The organism is Candidatus Planktophila dulcis, assembly GCF_002288225.1.
In the GTDB taxonomy this organism is placed as follows: domain Bacteria; phylum Actinomycetota; class Actinomycetes; order Nanopelagicales; family Nanopelagicaceae; genus Planktophila; species Planktophila dulcis.
In genome coordinates, this window is sequence record NZ_CP016777.1 from 780,836 (window position 1) to 800,120 (window position 19,285).

Sequence of the window (19,285 nt, forward strand, 5' to 3'; positions counted from 1 at the left end):
AGGCCTTTCGGGCTGTGTTGTGAGCGTAATTCGCGAGAGCGCTAGCCTACCTTTAGGCTGTACTCGTGCCCACATTCAGCGCTGCTTCACAGGAAGAATTAATGAAGTCGCCACTTGCACTCACCCGTGAAGGTCTTGTTGAGTACTCCGAGGCTCTGGCACAACAGCGCGCAATTCATGCAGAGGTCGCACAAGGCCTTCGCCCCAATACATTGATTCTTCTTGAACATCCATCGGTCTATACAGCCGGCAAGCGAACATCTGAGTTAGAAAAACCAACTGATGGCACACCTGTCATTGATGTCGATCGCGGTGGCAAGATCACTTGGCATGGACCAGGACAACTAGTCGGCTATCCGATTGTGAAATTGGCCAAGCCAACTGAACTCGGAGGCTTTGTCCGTGAGATTGAAGCCGGCCTGATTGAAGTTTGTAGCGAATTTGGAATAAATACCCAGAGAGTTGATGGGCGCTCAGGAGTCTGGGTATGTGATGAGCGTGGTGAACGCAAGATTGCCGCCATCGGAATACGCGTGGCCCAAGGGGTGAGCATGCATGGCTTTGCTCTCAATGTGAATCCAGAGCTGGCAGCATTCAATAGAATCATCCCCTGCGGCATCAGTGATGCAGCAGTTACCTCAATGGCCGATGAACTCTCACGAGATATATCGGTAGATGATGTAATACCTGTGGTTGAGAAGTATCTATTCGAATCTCTGATGAAGGTGAGCGCATGACTATCGCACCCGAAGGTCGCAAGTTACTTCGCATCGAAGCGCGCAATACCGAGACTCCCATTGAACGCAAACCTGAGTGGATTAAGACTCGCGCCAATATGGGCCCTGAATACACACGTCTTCGCTCACTTGTTAAGAGCGAAGGTCTTCACACAGTCTGCCAAGAAGCGGCGTGTCCTAATATCTTTGAATGCTGGGAAGATAAAGAGGCAACATTTCTTATTGGTGGCGATCGTTGCACACGTCGCTGCGACTTCTGCAATATTGATACCGGAAAGCCAGAAGAGCTCGATCGCGATGAACCGCGCCGCGTAGCTGAATCAGTGCAATCAATGGGCTTGAAGTACGCAACTATCACTGGCGTTACTCGTGATGATTTAGAAGATGAAGGTGCTTGGCTCTATGCCGAGACCATCCGCATGGTGCACGAACTCAATCCAGGTACGGGTGTTGAGATGCTGGCACCAGATTTCAGCGGCAATCCGGTTCATCTCAATGAGGTTTTTGAAACCCGTCCTGAAGTATTTGCACATAACTTGGAGACAGTTCCACGAATCTTTAAGCGCATTCGTCCAGCTTTCACATATGAGCGATCACTGGATGTCATTACCCAAGCTCGTGCATATGGCCTGATTACCAAGTCCAACCTCATTCTTGGACTCGGTGAAACTCGCGAAGAGATAACACAGGCTCTCATAGATCTTCATGATGCTGGGTGTGATCTCATTACTATCACCCAGTACTTGCGCCCAACCAATAAGCATCATCCAGTGGAGCGTTGGGTCAAGCCTGATGAGTTTGTTGAGTTGGCAAAAGAGGCAGAAGATATTGGATTTAGCGGTGTGATGAGTGGACCACTGGTTCGTAGTTCTTATCGCGCAGGTCGCCTCTATAAGCAAGCAGTAGAAAAGCGAAGCTTGCGTGGCTGATCTCGTCTATCCCCCAGTTATCGTTGCAATTAAGGCGTTCTGGAAATACCTTGGATTGAAATTCGACTTCCAAGGAGAGGAGAACATTCCTCGTGATGGTGGGTCAATCCTTGCAATTAACCACATCGGTTATTTGGATTTTGCGCTCACAGGAACTGCAGCACTTCCCGCAGGTCGCTACGTGCGATTTATGGCTAAGAAAGAGATCTTTAATAACAAATTAGCTGGACCGCTGATGCGAGGAATGCACCACATCTCTGTCGATCGCTCAAACGGATCAGCATCTTTTGTCACAGCTCTTCGCGCACTGCGTGCTGGCGAAATCATTGGGATCTTTCCTGAAGGAACTATCTCTGTCAGCTTTGAAATCAAAGAGTTGAAATCTGGCGCGGTTCGCTTGGCTATGGGAGCAGGTGTTCCCATCGTGCCCACCATTGTCTGGGGTTCACAGCGCATCTGGACCAAGAAGGTAAAACGCAATCTACGCCGTCAAGGCGTGCCAATCACGGTAGCTTTTGGGCAACCTTTGTACTTTGATAAGAAATCAGATGTTGAGGCGGGCGAGAAGTTATTGCGCGAGACGATGCTGAGAATGCTCCATGAAGTTCAAGAAAAGTATCCAGATTCACATGCTGGCCAGCGTTGGGCACCGGTGCGCCTTGGTGGTACAGCCCCTGCTCCCCTAAACTAACGCTCATGTTTAAGAAGAAGAATAAAGAAGCAAAGATAAAGACTCCTCGTTTTCAGACTTTCCGTGATGCATACAAGGTCACAAAATCTGTAAAGCCATGGATTGGCATCGCCCTCATTCTCATCTTTCTTCTTGTGCTTGTAGTCGGTATCTCACTTGGGATTATCTTTGGCCATCCAATCTATGGAGGCTTCGTCACTATTCCTTTGGCAGCACTCGCTGCAATGTTCTTCTTTACGCGCATCGCAGGATCTGCTGCTTATTCATCTATCGAAGGCCAGATTGGCGCAGGAGCTAGCGTCCTTATGGCTATCCGCAAAGGTTGGACCACAACTCCTGCCGTGGCCGTCAACAAGCAGCAAGATATGGTCCATCGCAGCGTTGGTCGCGCAGGAATTGTTCTCACAGGCGAAGGCGGCTTTGCAGTTCGTCAGATGATCCAAGATGAGAAGAAGAAGTCAGAGCGTTTTGCTCCAGGTGTTCCCATCATTGAAGTCTTCGTTGGCGATGGCGATGGACAAGTTCCTATTCGCAAATTGCAAAAGCACGTAACAAAGTTGCCAAAGAAATTGTCAGCTCATCAGATGCGAGAAGTGCGTGCGCGTCTGAAGGCCGTGGGCGGAATGTCTTTGCCAATTCCAAAAGGACCTATGCCTAAGGGCGTAAAGATTCGCTAGTTAACGAGTTTTCACTAAGACCGTATTTGAAAATCTCTCATTGATTCCTCTGCCATCTTCATCAAAGGTAATTGCCGTGATCAGAGGCACTAGGAGCGCGCAGCGGATGAGAGCTTGAATCGGTGTCGCAGCTCCCCCATCAGAGAATCGAATGACTTTCAGTCCTACAAGTCGATGACCAAAAGAAGCTCCACCAAATGCGACGAGAAGGCTGTATTCGAGGAAGAACATGAGCAGGGTGGGAACTCGAGCTCCTGGAACTCGATCGGTGAAGGTTCCAGCTCCTGCAAAGAAGCCCAAGGAAATCGCATAACAAGCCAGCCAGTCGATGGTGATTCCCAGCAGGCGCCGACCTTGAGATACGCGTGGATACATGGGGGCGAGCCTAGCCCCTCATCCACGAGCCTGCGATGTGAGCCATCCGATGATGATGTAACACGGATGTAACACCAAAATTATGACTTTTTTACTTGGGAGAACTAGCCTTCACTCCATCAGCAGTGCTCAATGATGAGGCGGCTGGGCGATAAAGAGCCTCAATTGGAGTATCACATATGTTTAAGAATTCTTCAGAAATTTTTGCATACATCAAGAAGGAGGATGTAAAGCTCGTCGACGTACGCTTTACAGATCTTCCAGGAATTCAGCACCACTTCAACGTTCCTGTTGAATCTTTCGACGAAGCAGTCTTCACAGATGGTCTTATGTTCGATGGTTCATCAATCCGCGGATTCCAGTCAATCCACGAATCAGATATGAAGTTGCTTCCAGTTCCATCATCAGCATTTATTGATCCATTCCGTCTTGAAAAGACTTTGGTCATCATCTTCTCTGTTCATAACCCAACAGATGACACCCCTTATTCACGCGACCCACGTGGCGTTGTGAAGAAGGCTGTAGATTTCTTGAAGTCGACAGGAATTGCAGATCAGGCATTCTTCGCACCAGAAGCTGAGTTCTATGTCTTTGATGCGGTTCGATTTAAGACTGGCATCAATGAGGCCTACCACCACATCGATTCATATGAAGGTGCTTGGAATACAGGCATCGTTGCAGATCCAGATGGAACACCGAACCGTGGATATCGCACACGCATTAAGGGCGGTTACTTCCCTGTCTCTCCAACAGATCAGTTTGCAGATCTTCGTGATGAGATGGTCATGGAGCTCGGTCGTGCAGGTCTTCTTGTTGAGCGTTCACACCACGAGGTGGGAACTGCTGGCCAGATGGAGATCAACTACCGCTTCACAGACATTCTCACAGCAGGCGATGAATTGATGAAGTTCAAATACATCATCCGTAACGTTGCATGGGAAGGTGGCAAGACCGCAACATTTATGCCAAAGCCACTCTTCGGAGATAACGGTTCAGGTATGCACGTTCACCAGTCACTCTGGAAAGATGGCAAGCCACTCTTCTTCGAAGCTGGCACATATGGCGATCTCTCAGATATGGCACGTTGGTATATCGGTGGACTCTTAAAGCATGCACCATCACTTCTTGCATTCACCAACCCAACAGTGAACTCATATCGTCGCTTGGTTCCAGGTTATGAAGCTCCAGTAAACCTCGTTTACTCAGCACGTAACCGTTCAGCATGTATCCGTATTCCAATTACAGGATCTTCACCAAAGGCAAAGCGCGTTGAATTCCGTTGCCCAGATCCATCATCGAACCCATACCTCGCATTTGCAGCGATGCTCATGGCTGGTATCGATGGAATCATGAACAAGATCGAACCACCTGCACCAGTTGATAAGGATCTCTACGAGCTCGAGGCATCAGAGGCTGCTTTGATTCCACAGGTTCCAGGTTCACTTGATGCTGTTCTTGATTCCCTTGAGAAGGATCACGAATTCCTTACTAAGGGTGGAGTCTTCACAGAAGATCTCATCTCAACATGGATTGAGTGGAAGCGTAAGAATGAAGTTGATTATGTGCGACTACGTCCGCATCCAGCTGAGTTTGAGCTTTACTACGACATCTAAGAACTATTCGTCGAAAGAGACCCCGTCAGCAATGGCGGGGTCTCTTCATTTCCGGGTCGCACCCACACTCAATACATAGGAGACTTCTCTCATGAGCCCGAAGATTGCCGAAGCAACCATTGGTGAACAACGGGCTATGCGTCAGCGTCAGATCATTGATGCAGCAATGTCACTCGCTCTTGAATCAGGGGCGCCGTCAGTAACGGTCACAGCGGTAGCAAAACGCGCAGGAATATCACGCTCACTTGTCTACGAATATTTCTCTTCATCCGCTGATCTGATTGCGGATCTGGTTCTTGAAGAACTTGAGTATTACAAGAATCGATTGATGACAGCTGTCCAGGGCGTTACCGACCCCTATGAATACATTGAACTCTGGATTTCAGAGGCACTTCAATATGTGGCCGATGGAAGACATCTCCTTGTTAAAAGTCTAAACACTGTTGCAGCTCCTGAGTTTCGCAAAGCAGAGATTGTTCAGGGCCATAGAAATATGATGGCAACAATTATTCAGCCGATTCAAGAGATCTCTATTTCAGACCTGGGATTAGCGGTTTCATATCTGCAGAGTGCGATAGATGCTGCAGCAAAGAGAATTGATGCTGGAAATGAAGCAGCGCCCGAAATCCGCTACGCGCAAAGATTTGCGATAGCAGGACTTCGAGCACTAGCTAAAGATTAGAAGGGCAGTAATCCGTCGAACTTAAACGGAATTAATTGATCTTCACTGCGATCGCTTGAAGCGTTGTGATCATTTGTTACATAGATTACGCACTTTGTATGAACGCAATCGCCGTCTTTGAAGTACTTATCGAGCTTCATAGTGATTTTGCCAGTAGCTGCCTTTGCGCCCATCTGCTGATCTGCAGCTAGTGCAGATACCCAGAGCTTGCTCGCCTTTGAAGGATTACATGCAGTAGGTGCTTCGCCCTTTACCTTCGGTGCCATGCACTGAGATAGGTAGAGACCGTTCGTGGTGGGCATTCCTGAAAGTTTTACAGTGATGACAGGGTTCTTCTTTGAAACCTTGTTCTGAGGGCTGATAGTTACCTTTGTTGCTGCACTAGCTCCCGTGGTGCTAATTGCTAAGAAAGCTACCGCCATGATTGCTACAAACTTTTTCAATATCATCTCCAATTTCATCTAACCGATGAGTTGAAGGGTATTTCTAAGGCTAGAAATCTTTATGCGACAGTGAAAGCGCGTTTGTCGAGCGCCTGCTTCATAGCTGTGACCGATATCATTCCTCCATGCTCTCTGAAGTCCTGACCTTCATCTTCTTCATTCTCATAGGTCTTGAAATTCGCGAAGGGCTCAATAAGCCAAAGGATGCGATTCTTCCCGCACTTGCGGCACTCGGTGGAATGTTGCTTCCAGCACTGATCTTCATTGCACTGATTCCTGGATCACGTGCATGGGCGATAGCGATGCCAACAGATGTCGCGTTAGCAATCGGAGCCTTAAGTATTTTGGGCAAGAGGGTAAATCCCGCTGTTCGACTCTTTCTCTTAACTCTTGCAGTAGCCGATGATTTCTTTTCACTTCTGGTTATCGGTATCTTCTTTAGAGACGACCTACATCTTGCCAGCGCTACTTACACACTAGGAGCTGCAGCAATTGGCTTCCTTCTACCTTTCAGACACCGCCTTATTTCACTCCTTTCACCCATAGCTACCTTCTTGATCATTCCTATCTATATCTTCATCAACCTACTTTCCAAATTGGATTTCTCAGTTGCGACAGAAAAAATCTCAATTGCCGTGGTCCTTGCCCGTGTTATTGGAAAAGTCCTAGGGATTACGCTCTTCACTTTCCTCTTCACCCGATTTACAGAGCTCAAGCTGCCTCAAGCTCTAGATCTGAAAGAGATTGTCGGTGTTGGATTCCTTGCGGGTATGGGCCTTACCGTCTCCATCGTTATTGCAGAAATTACTTTGAAGACAGAGAGTGAACTAGCGCAGGTGCGTATGGGGCTCTTCTTTGCAGCCATTCTTTCGGGGCTGCTTGGCGTTCTATGGCTTAAGCGTTTTCCTGCTTCGCTATAGAGCTGCGCGCGAAAAGGAAATATCCAACAAAACCAATTACAAGTGCGAAGAAGACACCGAGATTTGCATAGGCCCACGCGCCTTCTTTTCCGCCAATCAGGCTTAAGAAATAACCTTGCCACGAAAGCCAACTGGCGAAGGAATTAGTCACAAAGCCCCAACCAACAAAAGTTCCGATAACCATCACTGATATAGAACCTACATTCCATGATCCATAGCGACCGTTAGTTTTGTAGAGATCAGTCTCGTGATAACTCTTTCGCATCAAAACATCGGTCACAAAGATTGCAGACCACGTGGCGATAGGAACACCGAGTGTGATGAGAAAGCCTTGGAATGGGAAGAAAAAGTCATCTGCAATCCACACAAAATATATGGCGCCCATGAGCATTAGAACCGCATCGATAGATGCAGCCACATGGCGCTTCACGGGTAAACCAATAGATATGAGGGTTAAACCAGATGAATAAAGGTTGAGAATCGCTCCCCCAACCAATCCCAATATTGCAACGAGTGCAAAAATGATCAAGTACCAGCTAGGCAGAATCGTCGTGAGTGCGCCAATGGGATCGCCTGCAATTGCCTCAGATAAATCCTTATTACTTGCCGATAAAGCGGCGCCATAAATAACAAGAGTGATGGGCACAATCGATGCCCCAAATACTGTCCACCCAATGACAGATTTGCTCGATGTAGACCTAGGTAAATATCGAGAGTAATCCGCCGCTGCATTTACCCAACCAAGCCCAATGCCTGTTGCCCCAAAGATCATTGCACCAATAAAGCCTTGCGCGCTTCCCGATGGGAGTGCAGAGATGACAGTCCAATCAACTTCCCCAAAGGTGAGGGAGATATAGACACCGGTCATGGCAATAGTGACAATAGTGAGCACTCGTTGAATGCGCATGATGACTGCAAAACCAAGAACTCCAGCGGAAACGGTAAGTCCCACCGCAATCGCAAAACCAATAACCATGGCAGTGTTGTGATCCAAATTGCCTAAGCGCATAAAGACTGTTCCTGTTGCCAAAGTTGCAAGCGAAATGAGAACAATTTCCCATCCCACGAAGACTAGATAGGAGAGAAACCCAGGAATCATGCTGCCCTTCACTCCAAAGGTGGCTCGAGAAAGAACCATTGTTGGCGCATTAGATTTCTTTCCAGCAAGTGAACTTACGCCTACCAAAAGAAATGAGAGAACCGTGCCAAGAATTGCAGCAGCAGTCGCCTGCCAGAAAGAGATTCCGAAGCCAAGAAAGAATGAACCGTAAGAGAGAGCTAGAAGTGAAACGTTTGCGCCACACCACGGCCAGAAAAGGGAGGATGCCTTACCTTGTCGCTCACTCTCGTGAATGACGTTAGTGCCGTTGAGTTCTAGGTTCATGACAGAAGGTTAGAGGTTTATGCACAACATTTCTTAATCAAGGAAGAAATCGAGCAAGAAATCCTTTGTTCCAGGAACTACCGAATACTTCTCAAGATCTGTGATTCCTTCGGATGCGAGAACCTCATCATCGACAAAGAAGTTGCCTGTGCACTCTTTCGAATTTCGATTGAGGATAATGTAAGCAGTATCAGAGAGAATCTCTGGCGTGCGGCAAGCAGCAGTATCTACGCCGGGAATCATTTGAAGGGCTGCAGTGTCGATAGCTGTGCGCGGCCAGAGCGCATTGACTGCAATCCCATCGCGCTTGAATTCTTCAGACATCCCAAGAACACACATACTCATTCCATACTTTGCCATTGTGTAGGCAACATGGTTCTTAAACCATTTCGCCTTCATAGAAAGAGGTGGTGAGAGTGTCAAAATATGTGGATTACGTCCCGCCTCAGCCGATTCGCGAAGATATGGAATAGCAGCCTGAGAAGTAAGAAAGGTTCCACGGACGTTGACATCAAACATGAGGTCAAATCGCTTGGCAGGAGTGTCTTCTGTTCGGGTCAAATTGATTGCACTGGCATTATTAATCAGGATATCAATGCCACCGAATTCTTTGGCAGCTTGCTCTATCGCAGCAGTAATCTGGCTTTCATCGCGCAAATCGCACTGGATGGGAAGGGCGGTTCCACCAGCGGCGCGAATCTCCTCGGCTGCGGTGTGGATAGTGCCCGGCAACTTCGGATTGGGATCTGAAGTCTTTGCAGCGATTGCGACCAATGCGCCATCTTGTGCGGCACGAAGGGCAATTGCTAAACCAATACCGCGCGATCCCCCTGTAACAAATATGCGCTTACCTTGAAGTGACATCTACTTTCCCTTCATTGACATAAATTTCATAAATGCATCAGCAGCCTCTTCTGATTGAAGCGCCAGGGCAAACAATTGGAACTCGGCAAGCATGACAGCTGAGACCGCATCATGGCTGCCAGCCTTCATGAGCGCTTTGGTATTCAAAATAGCTTTCGGTGGTTGCTGGGCGATTTTCTCTGCTATGGAAAGGGCCTTACCTTCTGCATCTGCATCAATCTCAGCGATGAGCCCCATCTCAAGTGCTTCATCGGCTCCAAAGGATTCACCGGTCATGAAAATCTTCGCAGCACGTTGATACCCCACAAGGTCTGGGAAGAGTTTTGTTGAGCCAGCTTCAGGGACTAAACCAAGTGATGTAAATGGCATAGAGAAGTTCGCACTCGGTGATGCAACAACAACATCACAATGAAGCAACATTGTTGTACCAACACCGATGGCGTTGCCCTTGACTGCGGCAAGCAGTGGTTTAGGGAATTCAAGGAGAGAGCCCAAAAACTTCGCGACCCCTGAATCTCCCTCAGTCGGCGGGTTGGACATAAAGTCTCGTATGTCATTACCTGCTGTGAAGTGATCGCCTTCGCTCGTAATGAGAACGCATCGGATATCAGGGTTCTCAGCCGCTTGGTTGAGTTGTGTAGCTAAGCCCGCATACATATCCCGAGTAATCGCATTCATCTTCTCGGGTCGATTTAAGCGTAATACGAGCGTTTGCCCCTGATTCGAGGTCGTTATTTCCGTCATTGGAGCATCTTAAAGGGCTACATCAGTAATGCAAAGGATGTTTTCGGGAGCATACTAGAGGCTATAGCAACGGAGAGGTCGCTGTAATGTCCAGAGATATAACTATCACCACAAGAGAATTGTCCCCATTTGAACAATTAGTTCTAGGGCTGCTCTGCGAAGGTAAGACAAATTCCGCAATTGCACGCGAGACTAATCACACAGAAAAAGTTGTTGAGAACACAATCAGTCGTTCCGCTAAAGCTTTTGGGATTACTTCTAATGGAGACACAAATATTCGAGTACTCCTCGCTCTTGCATTTCGTACTCATTACGGAGATGCAGCTTTTGATCGCTTAGGAGTTCCTTGTTCTCATTTGGAATTAAATGGCCAAGGCCAGGCGATTTGTAATCGAGAAGTTCACTAACCCTTTACATTACTTACATCACATAATTCTTGGTGCTAGCCCTCTCTTGTTGACCTGAGGTGCTAGCCCTCAGCTTTTCACTCTCATAACGCATGCCTCAGGTATGTAATTTGCATAGCACTTAAATATCTAGGTGCTACACAAGGGAGAGAAACTAAATGAAACGCAAGAATTTTGACAAGATTGTTACAGCTGTTGGTTTCGGACTATCTGTATTTCTATTTGTTGCAGCTGGACTACTTAACTGGGGCGCAACATTCGCATCAGACTCTGTGAAGAGCCAACTCGATAATCAAAATATCTCATTCCCGGCTGCTGAGGCTATGCCGGATGCGACAAAAAAGCAGCTAGCAAAGTGGGCTGAGGCAAAAGTAACCACTGGTGAGATGGCAAAAGACTATTCAGATCTCTACATCTGGGAGCATATGAAGGCTTCATCTATTGCAACTGTCGGAAAGCCAGCTACATATTCAGAAGTATCTGGAATGTATATGGGCCTCGTAAGAGGCGGAAGTACAGATACTGCACAGATTGCAAAACTCGGCGATCTACGTCAAACACTTTTCATGGGTAACACACTTCGCGGAATGCTCCTTGAAGCATATGCATTCGGCACTATGGGAGTTATTGCAGGGTACGGAGCAATAGCAGCACTTGTCGGAGGGCTAGTGATGCTACTTCTATCTTTTGCAGGGTTACTACACATTCGTCGCACCCCAGATAGCGCGACGATATAACCCTCAACTCTTTAACTCTCCGTGAAGACTGAGGGAAGAAGAAACCCCGGTCCTTGAGCAATCAGGGACCGGGGTTTTCTCATTATCTTTTCTTACAATTAGCGCTCAAGCTTTCCTGAGATGAAATCCTCTACCTTGTTATGAGCTTGTTCATCTGTGTATTGAACCGGTGGAGTCTTCATGAAGTATGACGATGGTGAGAGCAGCGCTCCCCCAACCTTGCGATCTAGGCCTATCTTTGCGCAGCGAAGTGCATCGATGATGACGCCAGCTGAGTTAGGTGAATCCCATACCTCTAGTTTGTATTCGAGGTTCAGTGGAACATCTCCAAATGCACGACCTTCAAGACGCACATATGCCCACTTACGGTCATCAAGCCATGGGATGTAGTCAGATGGCCCAATGTGAACATTCTTTGCGCCCATATCGTGATCGAGCTGGGATGTCACAGAGTTTGTCTTTGAAATCTTCTTGGACTCAAGGCGATCGCGCTCGAGCATATTCTTAAAGTCCATATTTCCACCCACGTTGAGTTGGTAGGTGCGATCGAGGTGAACTCCACGATCTTGGAATAACTTAGCCATGATTCGGTGCGTAATAGTTGCACCCACCTGGCTCTTGATGTCATCGCCCACGATAGGAAGACCTGCATCTTCAAACTTTCTCGCCCACACAGGATCTGATGCGATAAAGACAGGAAGTGCGTTCACGAAGGCGCACCCTGCATCGATTGCGCACTGTGCGTAGTACTTAGCAGCCTCTTCAGAGCCCACTGGCAGGTAACAGATGAGGACATCTACTTCTTCCGCCTTGAGCGTTGCTACAACATCGACAGGTGCTGCTGTCGATTCTTGAATTGTTTCCTTGTAATACTTACCAAGGCCATCGAGTGTGACTCCACGCTGAACAGGAACCCCAGTCTTTGCAACATCGGAGAATTTAATGGTGTTGTTTTCACTGGCCCAAATTGCCTCAGAGAGATCTAAACCGACCTTCTTCGCATCAACATCAAATGCTGCAACAAACTTCACATTGTTGATGTGATAGCCGCCCACAACTGCATGCATAAGACCTGGTATCTCTTGGTCGGTTGCTGCATCCTTGTAATAGGTGACTCCTTGCACGAGTGAGTTGGCACAGTTTCCTACGCCAACAATTGCAACACGGATGTCGCCCTTACCAGTGGTGATATTCATTTACTTTTCTCCTCAGTGATGATCATTTCCTTAAGCCATGCGATTTCTCGCTCTAGCGAATCGAGAGAGAAGCGGCGCCACTCCTCGAGATATCTATCCAGTGCAGCAGGGGTGCTGGCTAAATCACTTTTGAGCACTCCTGCTTTCTCTTCAAGGCGAAGCAATCGCCCTTCCAAAATTCGAACTCTGTTGGGTGTTGTTGTCGGGCTAAAGAATGCGAAGCGAACTCCAAACCCTTCGTCCTCCCACGCATCTGATGTCACAGCGCTATTGAGTAGCTCAAAGCGCTTGATTCCTTTTCTAGTGATTGTGTAGACAATGCGAGTGCGGCGAGATGTGACTCCAATTTCCTTGGCTTCGATCACCTCAGAAATCACCATCCGCTTTAACTGGGGATAGAGGACTGAGAATGAGAGCGCGCGGAATGGGCCGAAGATCGCCATCAGGCGCTTTCGAAGTTCGTAGCCATGCAAAGGTCCCTGCGAGAGGAGTCCCAGGAGGGCAAATTCGAGTGATTCTGAACGTGAACGCATGCGGGTAATCCTTCCTTGCTATGGCTAGACGATATATCCATTCGTTATATCGAGTGCTCATTCAAGCCCATGGGGGCAGCAGGCGCAAATCGACGCGCCTATTGGCTACCTTTGCCTCATGTTCGCCGGAGTCATCCCCACACGTCTACCCGAGTACCTCGTGGCTGCGATCATCATCATTATCGCTCCAGGACCCAGCGTTCTCTTTGTGATCGCTCGAGCTGTTGCATGGGGTCGCAAGATCTCCGTTCTGACTGTTGCAGGAAATGTGGCCGGCTCCTTTGTTCTCTCAACTCTTGTCGCACTCGGTGTGGGACCAATCCTGCAGAAATGGCATATCGCCTACATTGCAGTGCAATGGGCTGGCGGTCTCTATCTGATCTATCTCGGCGTTGATGCAATTCGCAAGCGACAAATACATGCCGCAGATATGACTAATCAAGGACCAGTTGCACCAACTGCGCGTCAATCAATTCGTGATGGTTTTTGGGTGGGCGTTCTCAACCCCAAAGCAATTGTCTTCTTTGCAGCAGTGCTCCCCCAATTCGTTGATATCGATGGCGGTCATGTCACGATTCAATTGGTATTTCTCGGATTAGTGTTCTGCGTTCTCGCCTTTATCTCCGATGGAACATGGGGCCTATTAGCCGGAACTGCTCGCGCCTGGCTTGCAACTGATAACAAGCGACTTGAGCGACTTCGTGCAACCGGTGGATTAATCATGATTATTCTCGGTGTCGCAGTCTTAATCTCTGCAGTAACTAGTGGATAACGAGAAGATGAGCTATGAAAAAACCAGACGTACCAGCAAGAGAGACCATCGCACCATCAGATCTCACCTTTGGGCTCTCCACCTGTAAGCGCTGCCTCTGGCTCAAGTATTGGTATAAATTCGAACTCAAGAAAGAGTTCCCTTTGGTTAAGCCACTTGCAGATTCGCAGGAGGAACATTTTCGCAGGGCCTCTATGCAAGACATCGATCCTTCACTCAAAGAGGGCGTTGTGAAGCAATGGGGGCAATGGGTAAAGAGTGCGCCTATCAAGATCAATGGCTTTGAAACTCGCTGGAAAATACTTGGAATCTATGACCTTCTCGGTCACTACACAGATGGCTCTGTGGGAATTATTGATTGCAAAGTCTCTGACTCAGATCGTGACAATGGCCCTTTCTATGCCCCACAGCTAGAGGCATATGCTCACTCGCTTGAAAATCCTGATAAAGGGAAGCCATTTCCGGTTTCATCAATGGGGCTATTGATCTGGAAGCTCGCCGGCGTTACTGAAACTGCGCAGAGCGAGCTAGCAAGTAACTCTCATGGCTTTGGCGTCAATAAGGTCTATGTTCCAGTCGAACGCGACACTGCCAGATTTAGCGCAATCCTTGAAGAGCTGATCACCACTATCGAAGGTGGCATGCCTGATTCTGGCCCTGAATGCAATGTCTGTAATTACCTTATCAAGCGAGCTGAACTACAGATTGATTAATCGCTCTCTTCGTTATTCTCAACGTTGAGTCCAGATTTCTTCGCCTTCACAGCATAGGTATCTACATATTCTTGACCCGATAACTGTTGAATACGTTTCATAATCTGATCTGTTACTTCGCGAAGATAGAGAAGATCCGTTGAATCACCTTCGAAATACATTGGCTCGCCAAAGGTGATTCCAACTCGCATGATTTTCGGAATCACTGTCCCTGTTGGCTGAATTTTATCCGTGTTAAACATGGCAATCGGAATAATAGGAGCCCCTGATTCAATGGCAAGGCGTGCAATACCTGTGCGCCCCTTATAGAGACGACCATCAGGTGAACGTGTTCCTTCAGGATAAATACCGAGAGAATTTCCGCCTGCAAGAACTTCAAGGCCTGTGATGAGCGCTGCTTCACTGCGGCGACCACCAGAGCGATCGACAGGAACTTGTCCCAAAGCTATGAAGGTCAGCTTCTTAATAAAGCCCTTAGGTCCAGGAGATGTGAAGTATTCACTCTTTGCGAGGAAGGTAACTTTGCGAGGAACAACCAGCGGCATGAAGATGGAATCGCTAAAAGATAAGTGATTTGAAGCAAGTATGAGTGGACCCGATGCCGGCACATTACGCAGACCTTTGACCTTTGGGCGAAAGAGCAACATGAGGAACGGGGTAAGAAATGCCCGCAAGGTTCCGTAGGGCAGGTTGTTCATAGGCGCTAATTTAGCCTGATTACCCCCTTTTGTGCGAACATAAACCATGAGCAAGCGTGAATCGAGCGATGAATTCGATGATGAACTCGTTAATGCAGAGTTTGAATCGATGGTCGAAGGACTCTCACTTGATGAATCTTCTCCGACAACGTATTTAGATGAGTTAGATGCATTTGAAGATCACAATCAATTCACTCCCCCCGCAATTGAGAAGAAGAGTTTTAAGCAAGAGTTACGTGATGCGCTACGTGCAATCACTCGATGGAAGAACAATCCGCGCAATCATCATCCTGATGATGGAGCTGCGCTCTAATTTACAATCGTGCTAAATCTGCAACTCCCACAAGTCCTGCCTCATTACCCAACTGCGCACCAATAATTTCAGGGTATGGGTGCTTGCCAGCAAAAGGCATGGATCGCTCGAGTGCTTCACGAGTTGGCTTGAGCAAGATCTCGCCCGCATCAATGACTCCCCCACCAATTACTACACACTCAGGGTCTAAAACCACAGCAAGGGATGCAATACCTGCACCCAACCATTGAGCTGTCGTATTAAAGGCGGCAAGTGCCACAGCATCACCGTCACGCGCAGCATCTGTGATCGCTTTACCTGTGAGACCTTCAAGGGTTCCATCTCCACGGGAAAGTAGATTGCGAGCAATATCTGGGCTTGCAGCAATTGCTTCACGGGCATGGCGCATCAAGGCGTTGCCAGATCCATATTGTTCAAAACATCCACGTGCACCACAGCCGCAGAGATGACCCTCAGGAACAACGCGAATGTGTCCGATTTCTGCAGCAGTTCCAAAAGCTCCACGATAGAGCTCACCATTGACAACAATTCCTCCACCAATACCTGTGCCGACTGTGAGCATCAACATGTGACGCTTTCCACGACCTGCACCAAATCGCGCTTCACCCCATGCAGCAGCATTAGCATCATTTTCAATAACTACAGGAAGACCGATGAGCGATGTGAGTTGGTAATCGAGATCAACACCGTTCCACCCTGCAATATTCGGTGTTGCAAGCATTGTCTTACGATCAGATGAAACAAATCCTGCCGCCGATACTCCCACTGAATCAATCGTGAATTCGGCCATTAATTCTTTGGCAACATCTGCAATTGCCTGCGTGAGTGCTGATCCACCCTCGCGAGGTGTGTCGCGCCGTGCGGTCTTTACTACCGTTCCAGATTCATCTACGACGCCGCCAAGAACCTTTGTTCCACCAACATCAACGCCGATCGTGTAAGCCATTTATGCGACTCGCTCAGCCAATTCTTTCAGTGCTGCATCAATAGTCTGCTGTTGAGCTTTTGTAATCATCATCGAAGGAACTGGCAAGCTCACAGCAACTGTGAGTTCGTACGTCACCTGTGTTGTATCGGCATCAATCGCCTTCAGAAGATATGTGCCATCCATCTGCGTCAAAAGATCTGCCTCATCCATAGTGAAGGACAGGGCTGCAGGAGCTGCGCTCCAGTCATAATCCAAGGTGACACGGTCTTTCATCATTCCTGCATCGATTGCAAGCTTTGCTTTAAGGACGCGGTTCTCGCCATCGCGTTCGATGACATCAGCCTTCTTAATGGATGAAAGCCATTCGGGGTATGAGCCGATCTCAAAGAGCGCGGCTTGGACTTCGGCTAGGGGTGCATCAATGACGACTGTGGAAACGCTCTTCTCGGACATGGGCGCAAGGCTACCAATCTTCTCTGGCCCCCACCGTCAAGCAATCTTGCGCGAGAATCTTCCCTTTTGCCCATCTCTCCCGCTAGCGTTAGCGTCATGAACGAAGTCACAAACCCGGCCATGATTCCTGCAGCTACTGCTGGAAACCTCACCAATCTCATTGCAGAGCGCGCATGGTTTGAACCAGAGCGCATCACGATGTCACGTCCCTTAGGCGACGGTTGGCAACCAATGACAGCGCGACAAGTCGAAGAAGAGATTCGTGCCACTGCAAAAGGACTTGTTGCAGCAGGTATCGCAATTGGTGATCGCGTTGCCATCATGGCCCGCACCCGTTATGAGTGGACCATTCTGGATTTTGCTATTTGGTATGCCGGTGGCTGTGTAGTTCCAATTTATGAAACATCCTCTGCAGAACAGGTTGATTGGATTCTTAATGATTCTGGATCTGTGGGCCTCATTGTTGAAACACCAACACATAAAGAGCTCGTTGACTCAGTACTGCCATCTCACACAAAACATGTGTGGGTAATGACTGAAGATGTACTCGCAACTCTTCGCAAGGCTGGATCACAGATTTCTGATGAAGAAATTGAAAAGCGTCGTAACGCTCTCGTTCCTGACACTCTTGCAACACTGATCTACACATCAGGTACCACTGGACGCCCTAAAGGTGTTCAGCTCACTCATGGAAACTTCCTAGCTGAGTGTGGCAATGTTGTTGAGGGAGCCAGTGATCTCTTCCTCAAGCCTGGTGGATCAACACTTCTCTTCTTACCTGTCGCCCACGTATTTGGTCGCATGGTAGAAATCGGCGCAATTCACGCTGGACTTCACCTTGCACATTGCAGTGATCCAGTCGGAAGATTGCAACCAGATCTTGCCTCATTTAAGCCATCATTCGTACTTGCTGTTCCTCGCATATTTGAAAAGATTTACAACGGCGCTGAAGCAAAGGCAGATGCTGCAGGTAAGGGAAAGATTTTCCGCAAAGCAGCAGAGGTTGCTATCGCCTACAGCGAGGCGAAAGATAAGCGTGGATTTAACCCACTTCTCACTCTGAAGCATGGACTCTTCGACAAGCTTGTCTACTCAAAGATTCGTGCAGCGATGGGCGGAGAAGTTGAGGCAGCTATTTCTGGTGGCGCACCTCTTGGAGCGCGCCTTGGCCACTTCTATCGTGGAGCTGGAATCACAATTCTTGAAGGGTATGGACTTACTGAAACTACAGCAGGTGCAACTCTTAACCTCACAAAGAATATTCGGGTCGGTTCAGTTGGTCGCCCCGTTCCAGGTACAACAATCAAAATTGCAGATGACGGTGAAGTCCTGATCAAGGGAGATATCGTCATGCGTGGTTACTGGCAGAACGATGGCGCCAATCAAGAAGTATTTGATGGAAAGTGGTTTAAATCTGGAGACCTTGGTCGCTTAGATGATGAAGGCTTCCTCTACATCACAGGGCGCAAGAAGGAGATTATTGTTACTGCAGGTGGAAAGAATGTCGCTCCTGCAGTTCTTGAAGATCGCCTACGTGCCCACCCACTCGTGAGCCAATGTATGGTCGTGGGAGATAACCAACCATTCATCGCAACACTCATTACTATCGATCAAGACATGCTAAAGGGATGGATTGCTGCAAATAGTAAGACTGGTGCAACGATTGATACCTTGATTAATGACCCAGACTTAATTGCGGTAATTCAAACTGCAGTAGATGAAGCTAACAAGGCGGTATCCAAAGCTGAATCAATTCGTAAATTTACAATACTCGCAAAAGATTTCACGATTGCAGGCGGAGAACTCACCGCCAAGCTATCGCTCAAGCGACACGTCATCGCAGAAAAGTATGCGCCAGAGATAACTGCGCTCTTCACAAAGTAACTTCGATGGAGATGCCTTCACCTGAGCGAGTACGTATTGCTCGGGAACTTCACGATGGCATCGCGCAGGACCTTGTGGGTATTGGTTATTCACTCGATCTGCTTCTCTCAGAAGAGTCACTGTCGAAGGCTGCAAGAACGGATATTCGCTCGACGCGATTTGCGGTGGATGAGTTAATTGGCAAGGTGCGTAGAGAAATTTTGCATCTACGAAAAAAATCCAGCATGCCACTACACACCGAACTACAAGACTTGGCCACCAGAGTGCTTGCAGGGTGTGAGGTGACATTTCGGTTGGAGGAGGTTGCGCTTGTAGAGAGCGCCCACGCTGAATTGATCCTCATTGCTACAGAAATCCTACGTAATTGCTCTACCCACTCTAGGGCTACCCACATTGGCATCAATCTCTATCCCGTCAACAATCGAACCTGTCTTGAGGTGATTGATAACGGGATTGGAGGCGCGCACGTGAAAGACGGCCACTACGGAATATCTGGAATTATCGAACGAGTTCATGCACTCGGCGGAAGTCTGACTATAGAAAGTACTGAAGGCACGCGTATCGCGATATTGATCTGACAAAACTCATTGCA

24 protein-coding genes are annotated in these 19,285 nt (G+C 48.1%); 14 read left to right on the plus strand and 10 right to left on the minus strand.

From position 1 onward, the window contains the following. The first annotated feature begins 65 nt into the window (after positions 1 to 65). The 4 genes from lipB to A1sIIA65_RS03960 are packed head-to-tail and all read left to right on the plus strand — an operon-like array spanning position 66 to position 3,034. On the plus strand, positions 66 to 737 hold the full coding sequence (gene lipB, locus A1sIIA65_RS03945; protein WP_223298499.1) for a lipoyl(octanoyl) transferase LipB: 672 nt from the start codon (positions 66 to 68) through the stop codon (positions 735 to 737). Then, the gene (lipA, locus tag A1sIIA65_RS03950; protein ID WP_095676280.1) at positions 734 to 1,666 is read left to right on the plus strand and encodes a lipoyl synthase; all 933 of its coding nucleotides are present in this window, start codon (positions 734 to 736) and stop codon (positions 1,664 to 1,666) included. Before lipB ends, lipA begins: the two co-directional genes overlap by 4 nt. After that, complete coding sequence (locus A1sIIA65_RS03955) at positions 1,659 to 2,357, plus strand: lysophospholipid acyltransferase family protein (protein WP_095676281.1); 699 nt, start codon at positions 1,659 to 1,661, stop codon at positions 2,355 to 2,357. Before lipA ends, A1sIIA65_RS03955 begins: the two co-directional genes overlap by 8 nt. A 5-nt stretch (positions 2,358 to 2,362) precedes the next feature. Continuing rightward, positions 2,363 to 3,034 carry a DUF4191 domain-containing protein gene (locus tag A1sIIA65_RS03960; RefSeq protein ID WP_095676282.1) on the plus strand — a complete coding sequence of 224 codons (672 nt, stop codon included), beginning with the start codon at positions 2,363 to 2,365 and terminating at the stop codon, positions 3,032 to 3,034. Here A1sIIA65_RS03960 and A1sIIA65_RS03965 read toward each other — a convergent pair whose 3' ends face one another. Beyond that, on the minus strand, positions 3,035 to 3,409 hold the full coding sequence (locus tag A1sIIA65_RS03965; protein WP_095676283.1) for an RDD family protein: 375 nt from the start codon (positions 3,407 to 3,409) through the stop codon (positions 3,035 to 3,037). 179 nt (positions 3,410 to 3,588) lie between these two features. Here A1sIIA65_RS03965 and glnA point away from each other — a divergent pair, with 179 nt between their 5' ends. Both glnA and A1sIIA65_RS03975 read left to right on the plus strand, forming a co-directional pair. Beyond that, positions 3,589 to 5,022 carry a type I glutamate--ammonia ligase gene (glnA, locus tag A1sIIA65_RS03970; RefSeq protein WP_095676284.1) on the plus strand — a complete coding sequence of 478 codons (1,434 nt, stop codon included), beginning with the start codon at positions 3,589 to 3,591 and terminating at the stop codon, positions 5,020 to 5,022. Between the two features lie 91 nt (positions 5,023 to 5,113). Continuing rightward, entirely contained in the window at positions 5,114 to 5,704 is a 591-nt protein-coding gene (locus A1sIIA65_RS03975; protein WP_095676285.1) for a TetR/AcrR family transcriptional regulator, read from the plus strand. Here the strand turns inward: A1sIIA65_RS03975 and A1sIIA65_RS03980 are convergent. Next, positions 5,701 to 6,147, minus strand: a complete 447-nt coding sequence (locus A1sIIA65_RS03980; RefSeq protein WP_095676286.1) for a hypothetical protein — start codon at positions 6,145 to 6,147, stop codon at positions 5,701 to 5,703. The genes A1sIIA65_RS03975 and A1sIIA65_RS03980 overlap by 4 nt on opposite strands. 125 nt (positions 6,148 to 6,272) lie before the next feature. Between A1sIIA65_RS03980 and A1sIIA65_RS03985 the strand changes: the two genes are divergently transcribed. Continuing rightward, the gene (locus A1sIIA65_RS03985; RefSeq protein WP_095676287.1) at positions 6,273 to 7,067 is read left to right on the plus strand and encodes a Na+/H+ antiporter NhaA; all 795 of its coding nucleotides are present in this window, start codon (positions 6,273 to 6,275) and stop codon (positions 7,065 to 7,067) included. Here the strand turns inward: A1sIIA65_RS03985 and A1sIIA65_RS03990 are convergent. From A1sIIA65_RS03990 to A1sIIA65_RS04000, 3 genes are read right to left on the minus strand one after another with little or no spacing between them, the layout of a single operon-like run. Then, positions 7,042 to 8,451, minus strand: a complete 1,410-nt coding sequence (locus A1sIIA65_RS03990; RefSeq protein WP_095676288.1) for a purine-cytosine permease family protein — start codon at positions 8,449 to 8,451, stop codon at positions 7,042 to 7,044. The genes A1sIIA65_RS03985 and A1sIIA65_RS03990 overlap by 26 nt on opposite strands. A gap of 33 nt (positions 8,452 to 8,484) precedes the next feature. Continuing rightward, positions 8,485 to 9,315 (minus strand): SDR family oxidoreductase, encoded by an 831-nt coding sequence (locus A1sIIA65_RS03995; protein WP_095676289.1) that lies wholly within the window; start codon positions 9,313 to 9,315, stop codon positions 8,485 to 8,487. Next, positions 9,316 to 10,059, minus strand: a complete 744-nt coding sequence (locus tag A1sIIA65_RS04000) for an enoyl-CoA hydratase-related protein (protein WP_095676290.1) — start codon at positions 10,057 to 10,059, stop codon at positions 9,316 to 9,318. Positions 10,060 to 10,145: 86 nt separating this feature from the next. Between A1sIIA65_RS04000 and A1sIIA65_RS04005 the strand changes: the two genes are divergently transcribed. After that, the gene (locus tag A1sIIA65_RS04005) at positions 10,146 to 10,466 is read left to right on the plus strand and encodes a helix-turn-helix domain-containing protein (protein ID WP_095676291.1); all 321 of its coding nucleotides are present in this window, start codon (positions 10,146 to 10,148) and stop codon (positions 10,464 to 10,466) included. A 158-nt stretch (positions 10,467 to 10,624) separates the two neighbouring features. Then, entirely contained in the window at positions 10,625 to 11,203 is a 579-nt protein-coding gene (locus A1sIIA65_RS04010; protein ID WP_095676292.1) for a hypothetical protein, read from the plus strand. Between the two features lie 98 nt (positions 11,204 to 11,301). On the opposite strand, the gene A1sIIA65_RS04015 is transcribed toward A1sIIA65_RS04010, so the two are convergent. Next, on the minus strand, positions 11,302 to 12,399 hold the full coding sequence (locus A1sIIA65_RS04015) for an inositol-3-phosphate synthase (protein WP_095676293.1): 1,098 nt from the start codon (positions 12,397 to 12,399) through the stop codon (positions 11,302 to 11,304). Next, the gene (locus A1sIIA65_RS04020; protein ID WP_095676294.1) at positions 12,396 to 12,932 is read right to left on the minus strand and encodes a PadR family transcriptional regulator; all 537 of its coding nucleotides are present in this window, start codon (positions 12,930 to 12,932) and stop codon (positions 12,396 to 12,398) included. Before A1sIIA65_RS04020 ends, A1sIIA65_RS04015 begins: the two co-directional genes overlap by 4 nt. Before the next feature lie 118 nt (positions 12,933 to 13,050). Between A1sIIA65_RS04020 and A1sIIA65_RS04025 the strand changes: the two genes are divergently transcribed. Together A1sIIA65_RS04025 and A1sIIA65_RS04030 are read left to right on the plus strand one after the other, a co-directional pair. Continuing rightward, positions 13,051 to 13,704: a LysE family translocator gene (locus tag A1sIIA65_RS04025; RefSeq protein ID WP_095676295.1), complete on the plus strand. Its 654-nt coding sequence runs from the start codon at positions 13,051 to 13,053 to the stop codon at positions 13,702 to 13,704. A 14-nt stretch (positions 13,705 to 13,718) separates the two neighbouring features. Continuing rightward, positions 13,719 to 14,417 carry a hypothetical protein gene (locus tag A1sIIA65_RS04030; protein WP_095676296.1) on the plus strand — a complete coding sequence of 233 codons (699 nt, stop codon included), beginning with the start codon at positions 13,719 to 13,721 and terminating at the stop codon, positions 14,415 to 14,417. Here A1sIIA65_RS04030 and A1sIIA65_RS04035 read toward each other — a convergent pair. Further along, positions 14,414 to 15,064 (minus strand): lysophospholipid acyltransferase family protein, encoded by a 651-nt coding sequence (locus tag A1sIIA65_RS04035; RefSeq protein WP_095676297.1) that lies wholly within the window; start codon positions 15,062 to 15,064, stop codon positions 14,414 to 14,416. The two genes, A1sIIA65_RS04030 and A1sIIA65_RS04035, sit on opposite strands and share 4 nt — an antisense overlap. A gap of 97 nt (positions 15,065 to 15,161) precedes the next feature. Between A1sIIA65_RS04035 and A1sIIA65_RS04040 the strand changes: the two genes are divergently transcribed. Continuing rightward, positions 15,162 to 15,428: a hypothetical protein gene (locus A1sIIA65_RS04040; RefSeq protein ID WP_095676298.1), complete on the plus strand. Its 267-nt coding sequence runs from the start codon at positions 15,162 to 15,164 to the stop codon at positions 15,426 to 15,428. A gap of 1 nt (position 15,429) precedes the next feature. Here A1sIIA65_RS04040 and A1sIIA65_RS04045 read toward each other — a convergent pair whose 3' ends face one another. Together A1sIIA65_RS04045 and A1sIIA65_RS04050 are read right to left on the minus strand one after the other, a co-directional pair. Further along, positions 15,430 to 16,374 (minus strand): ROK family glucokinase, encoded by a 945-nt coding sequence (locus A1sIIA65_RS04045; protein ID WP_095676299.1) that lies wholly within the window; start codon positions 16,372 to 16,374, stop codon positions 15,430 to 15,432. Next, positions 16,375 to 16,809, minus strand: a complete 435-nt coding sequence (locus A1sIIA65_RS04050) for an SRPBCC family protein (protein ID WP_095676300.1) — start codon at positions 16,807 to 16,809, stop codon at positions 16,375 to 16,377. 96 nt (positions 16,810 to 16,905) lie between these two features. Between A1sIIA65_RS04050 and A1sIIA65_RS04055 the strand changes: the two genes are divergently transcribed. Both A1sIIA65_RS04055 and A1sIIA65_RS04060 read left to right on the plus strand, forming a co-directional pair. Continuing rightward, a complete protein-coding gene (locus A1sIIA65_RS04055) occupies positions 16,906 to 18,693 on the plus strand; it encodes an AMP-dependent synthetase/ligase (protein WP_095676301.1) in 1,788 nt (595 codons plus the stop codon). Between the two features lie 5 nt (positions 18,694 to 18,698). Beyond that, a complete protein-coding gene (locus A1sIIA65_RS04060; protein ID WP_095676302.1) occupies positions 18,699 to 19,271 on the plus strand; it encodes a sensor histidine kinase in 573 nt (190 codons plus the stop codon). The last annotated feature ends 14 nt before the right edge of the window (positions 19,272 to 19,285 follow it).

Bases quoted from the DNA above. Each gene is read 5' to 3' on its own strand.
- lipA (WP_095676280.1), top strand. From the start codon at position 734: ATGACTATCGCACCCGAAGGTCGCAAGTTACTTCGCATCGAAGCGCGC.
- A1sIIA65_RS03960 (WP_095676282.1), top strand. From the start codon at position 2,363: ATGTTTAAGAAGAAGAATAAAGAAGCAAAGATAAAGACTCCTCGTTTT.
- A1sIIA65_RS03965 (WP_095676283.1), bottom strand. From the start codon at position 3,409: ATGTATCCACGCGTATCTCAAGGTCGGCGCCTGCTGGGAATCACCATC.
- glnA (WP_095676284.1), top strand. From the start codon at position 3,589: ATGTTTAAGAATTCTTCAGAAATTTTTGCATACATCAAGAAGGAGGAT.
- A1sIIA65_RS03975 (WP_095676285.1), top strand. From the start codon at position 5,114: ATGAGCCCGAAGATTGCCGAAGCAACCATTGGTGAACAACGGGCTATG.
- A1sIIA65_RS03985 (WP_095676287.1), top strand. From the start codon at position 6,273: ATGCTCTCTGAAGTCCTGACCTTCATCTTCTTCATTCTCATAGGTCTT.
- A1sIIA65_RS03990 (WP_095676288.1), bottom strand. From the start codon at position 8,451: ATGAACCTAGAACTCAACGGCACTAACGTCATTCACGAGAGTGAGCGA.
- A1sIIA65_RS03995 (WP_095676289.1), bottom strand. From the start codon at position 9,315: ATGTCACTTCAAGGTAAGCGCATATTTGTTACAGGGGGATCGCGCGGT.
- A1sIIA65_RS04000 (WP_095676290.1), bottom strand. From the start codon at position 10,059: ATGACGGAAATAACGACCTCGAATCAGGGGCAAACGCTCGTATTACGC.
- A1sIIA65_RS04005 (WP_095676291.1), top strand. From the start codon at position 10,146: ATGTCCAGAGATATAACTATCACCACAAGAGAATTGTCCCCATTTGAA.
- A1sIIA65_RS04010 (WP_095676292.1), top strand. From the start codon at position 10,625: ATGAAACGCAAGAATTTTGACAAGATTGTTACAGCTGTTGGTTTCGGA.
- A1sIIA65_RS04015 (WP_095676293.1), bottom strand. From the start codon at position 12,399: ATGAATATCACCACTGGTAAGGGCGACATCCGTGTTGCAATTGTTGGC.
- A1sIIA65_RS04020 (WP_095676294.1), bottom strand. From the start codon at position 12,932: ATGCGTTCACGTTCAGAATCACTCGAATTTGCCCTCCTGGGACTCCTC.
- A1sIIA65_RS04025 (WP_095676295.1), top strand. From the start codon at position 13,051: ATGTTCGCCGGAGTCATCCCCACACGTCTACCCGAGTACCTCGTGGCT.
- A1sIIA65_RS04030 (WP_095676296.1), top strand. From the start codon at position 13,719: ATGAAAAAACCAGACGTACCAGCAAGAGAGACCATCGCACCATCAGAT.
- A1sIIA65_RS04035 (WP_095676297.1), bottom strand. From the start codon at position 15,064: ATGTTGCTCTTTCGCCCAAAGGTCAAAGGTCTGCGTAATGTGCCGGCA.
- A1sIIA65_RS04040 (WP_095676298.1), top strand. From the start codon at position 15,162: ATGAGCAAGCGTGAATCGAGCGATGAATTCGATGATGAACTCGTTAAT.
- A1sIIA65_RS04045 (WP_095676299.1), bottom strand. From the start codon at position 16,374: ATGGCTTACACGATCGGCGTTGATGTTGGTGGAACAAAGGTTCTTGGC.
- A1sIIA65_RS04050 (WP_095676300.1), bottom strand. From the start codon at position 16,809: ATGTCCGAGAAGAGCGTTTCCACAGTCGTCATTGATGCACCCCTAGCC.
- A1sIIA65_RS04055 (WP_095676301.1), top strand. From the start codon at position 16,906: ATGAACGAAGTCACAAACCCGGCCATGATTCCTGCAGCTACTGCTGGA.
- A1sIIA65_RS04060 (WP_095676302.1), top strand. From the start codon at position 18,699: ATGGAGATGCCTTCACCTGAGCGAGTACGTATTGCTCGGGAACTTCAC.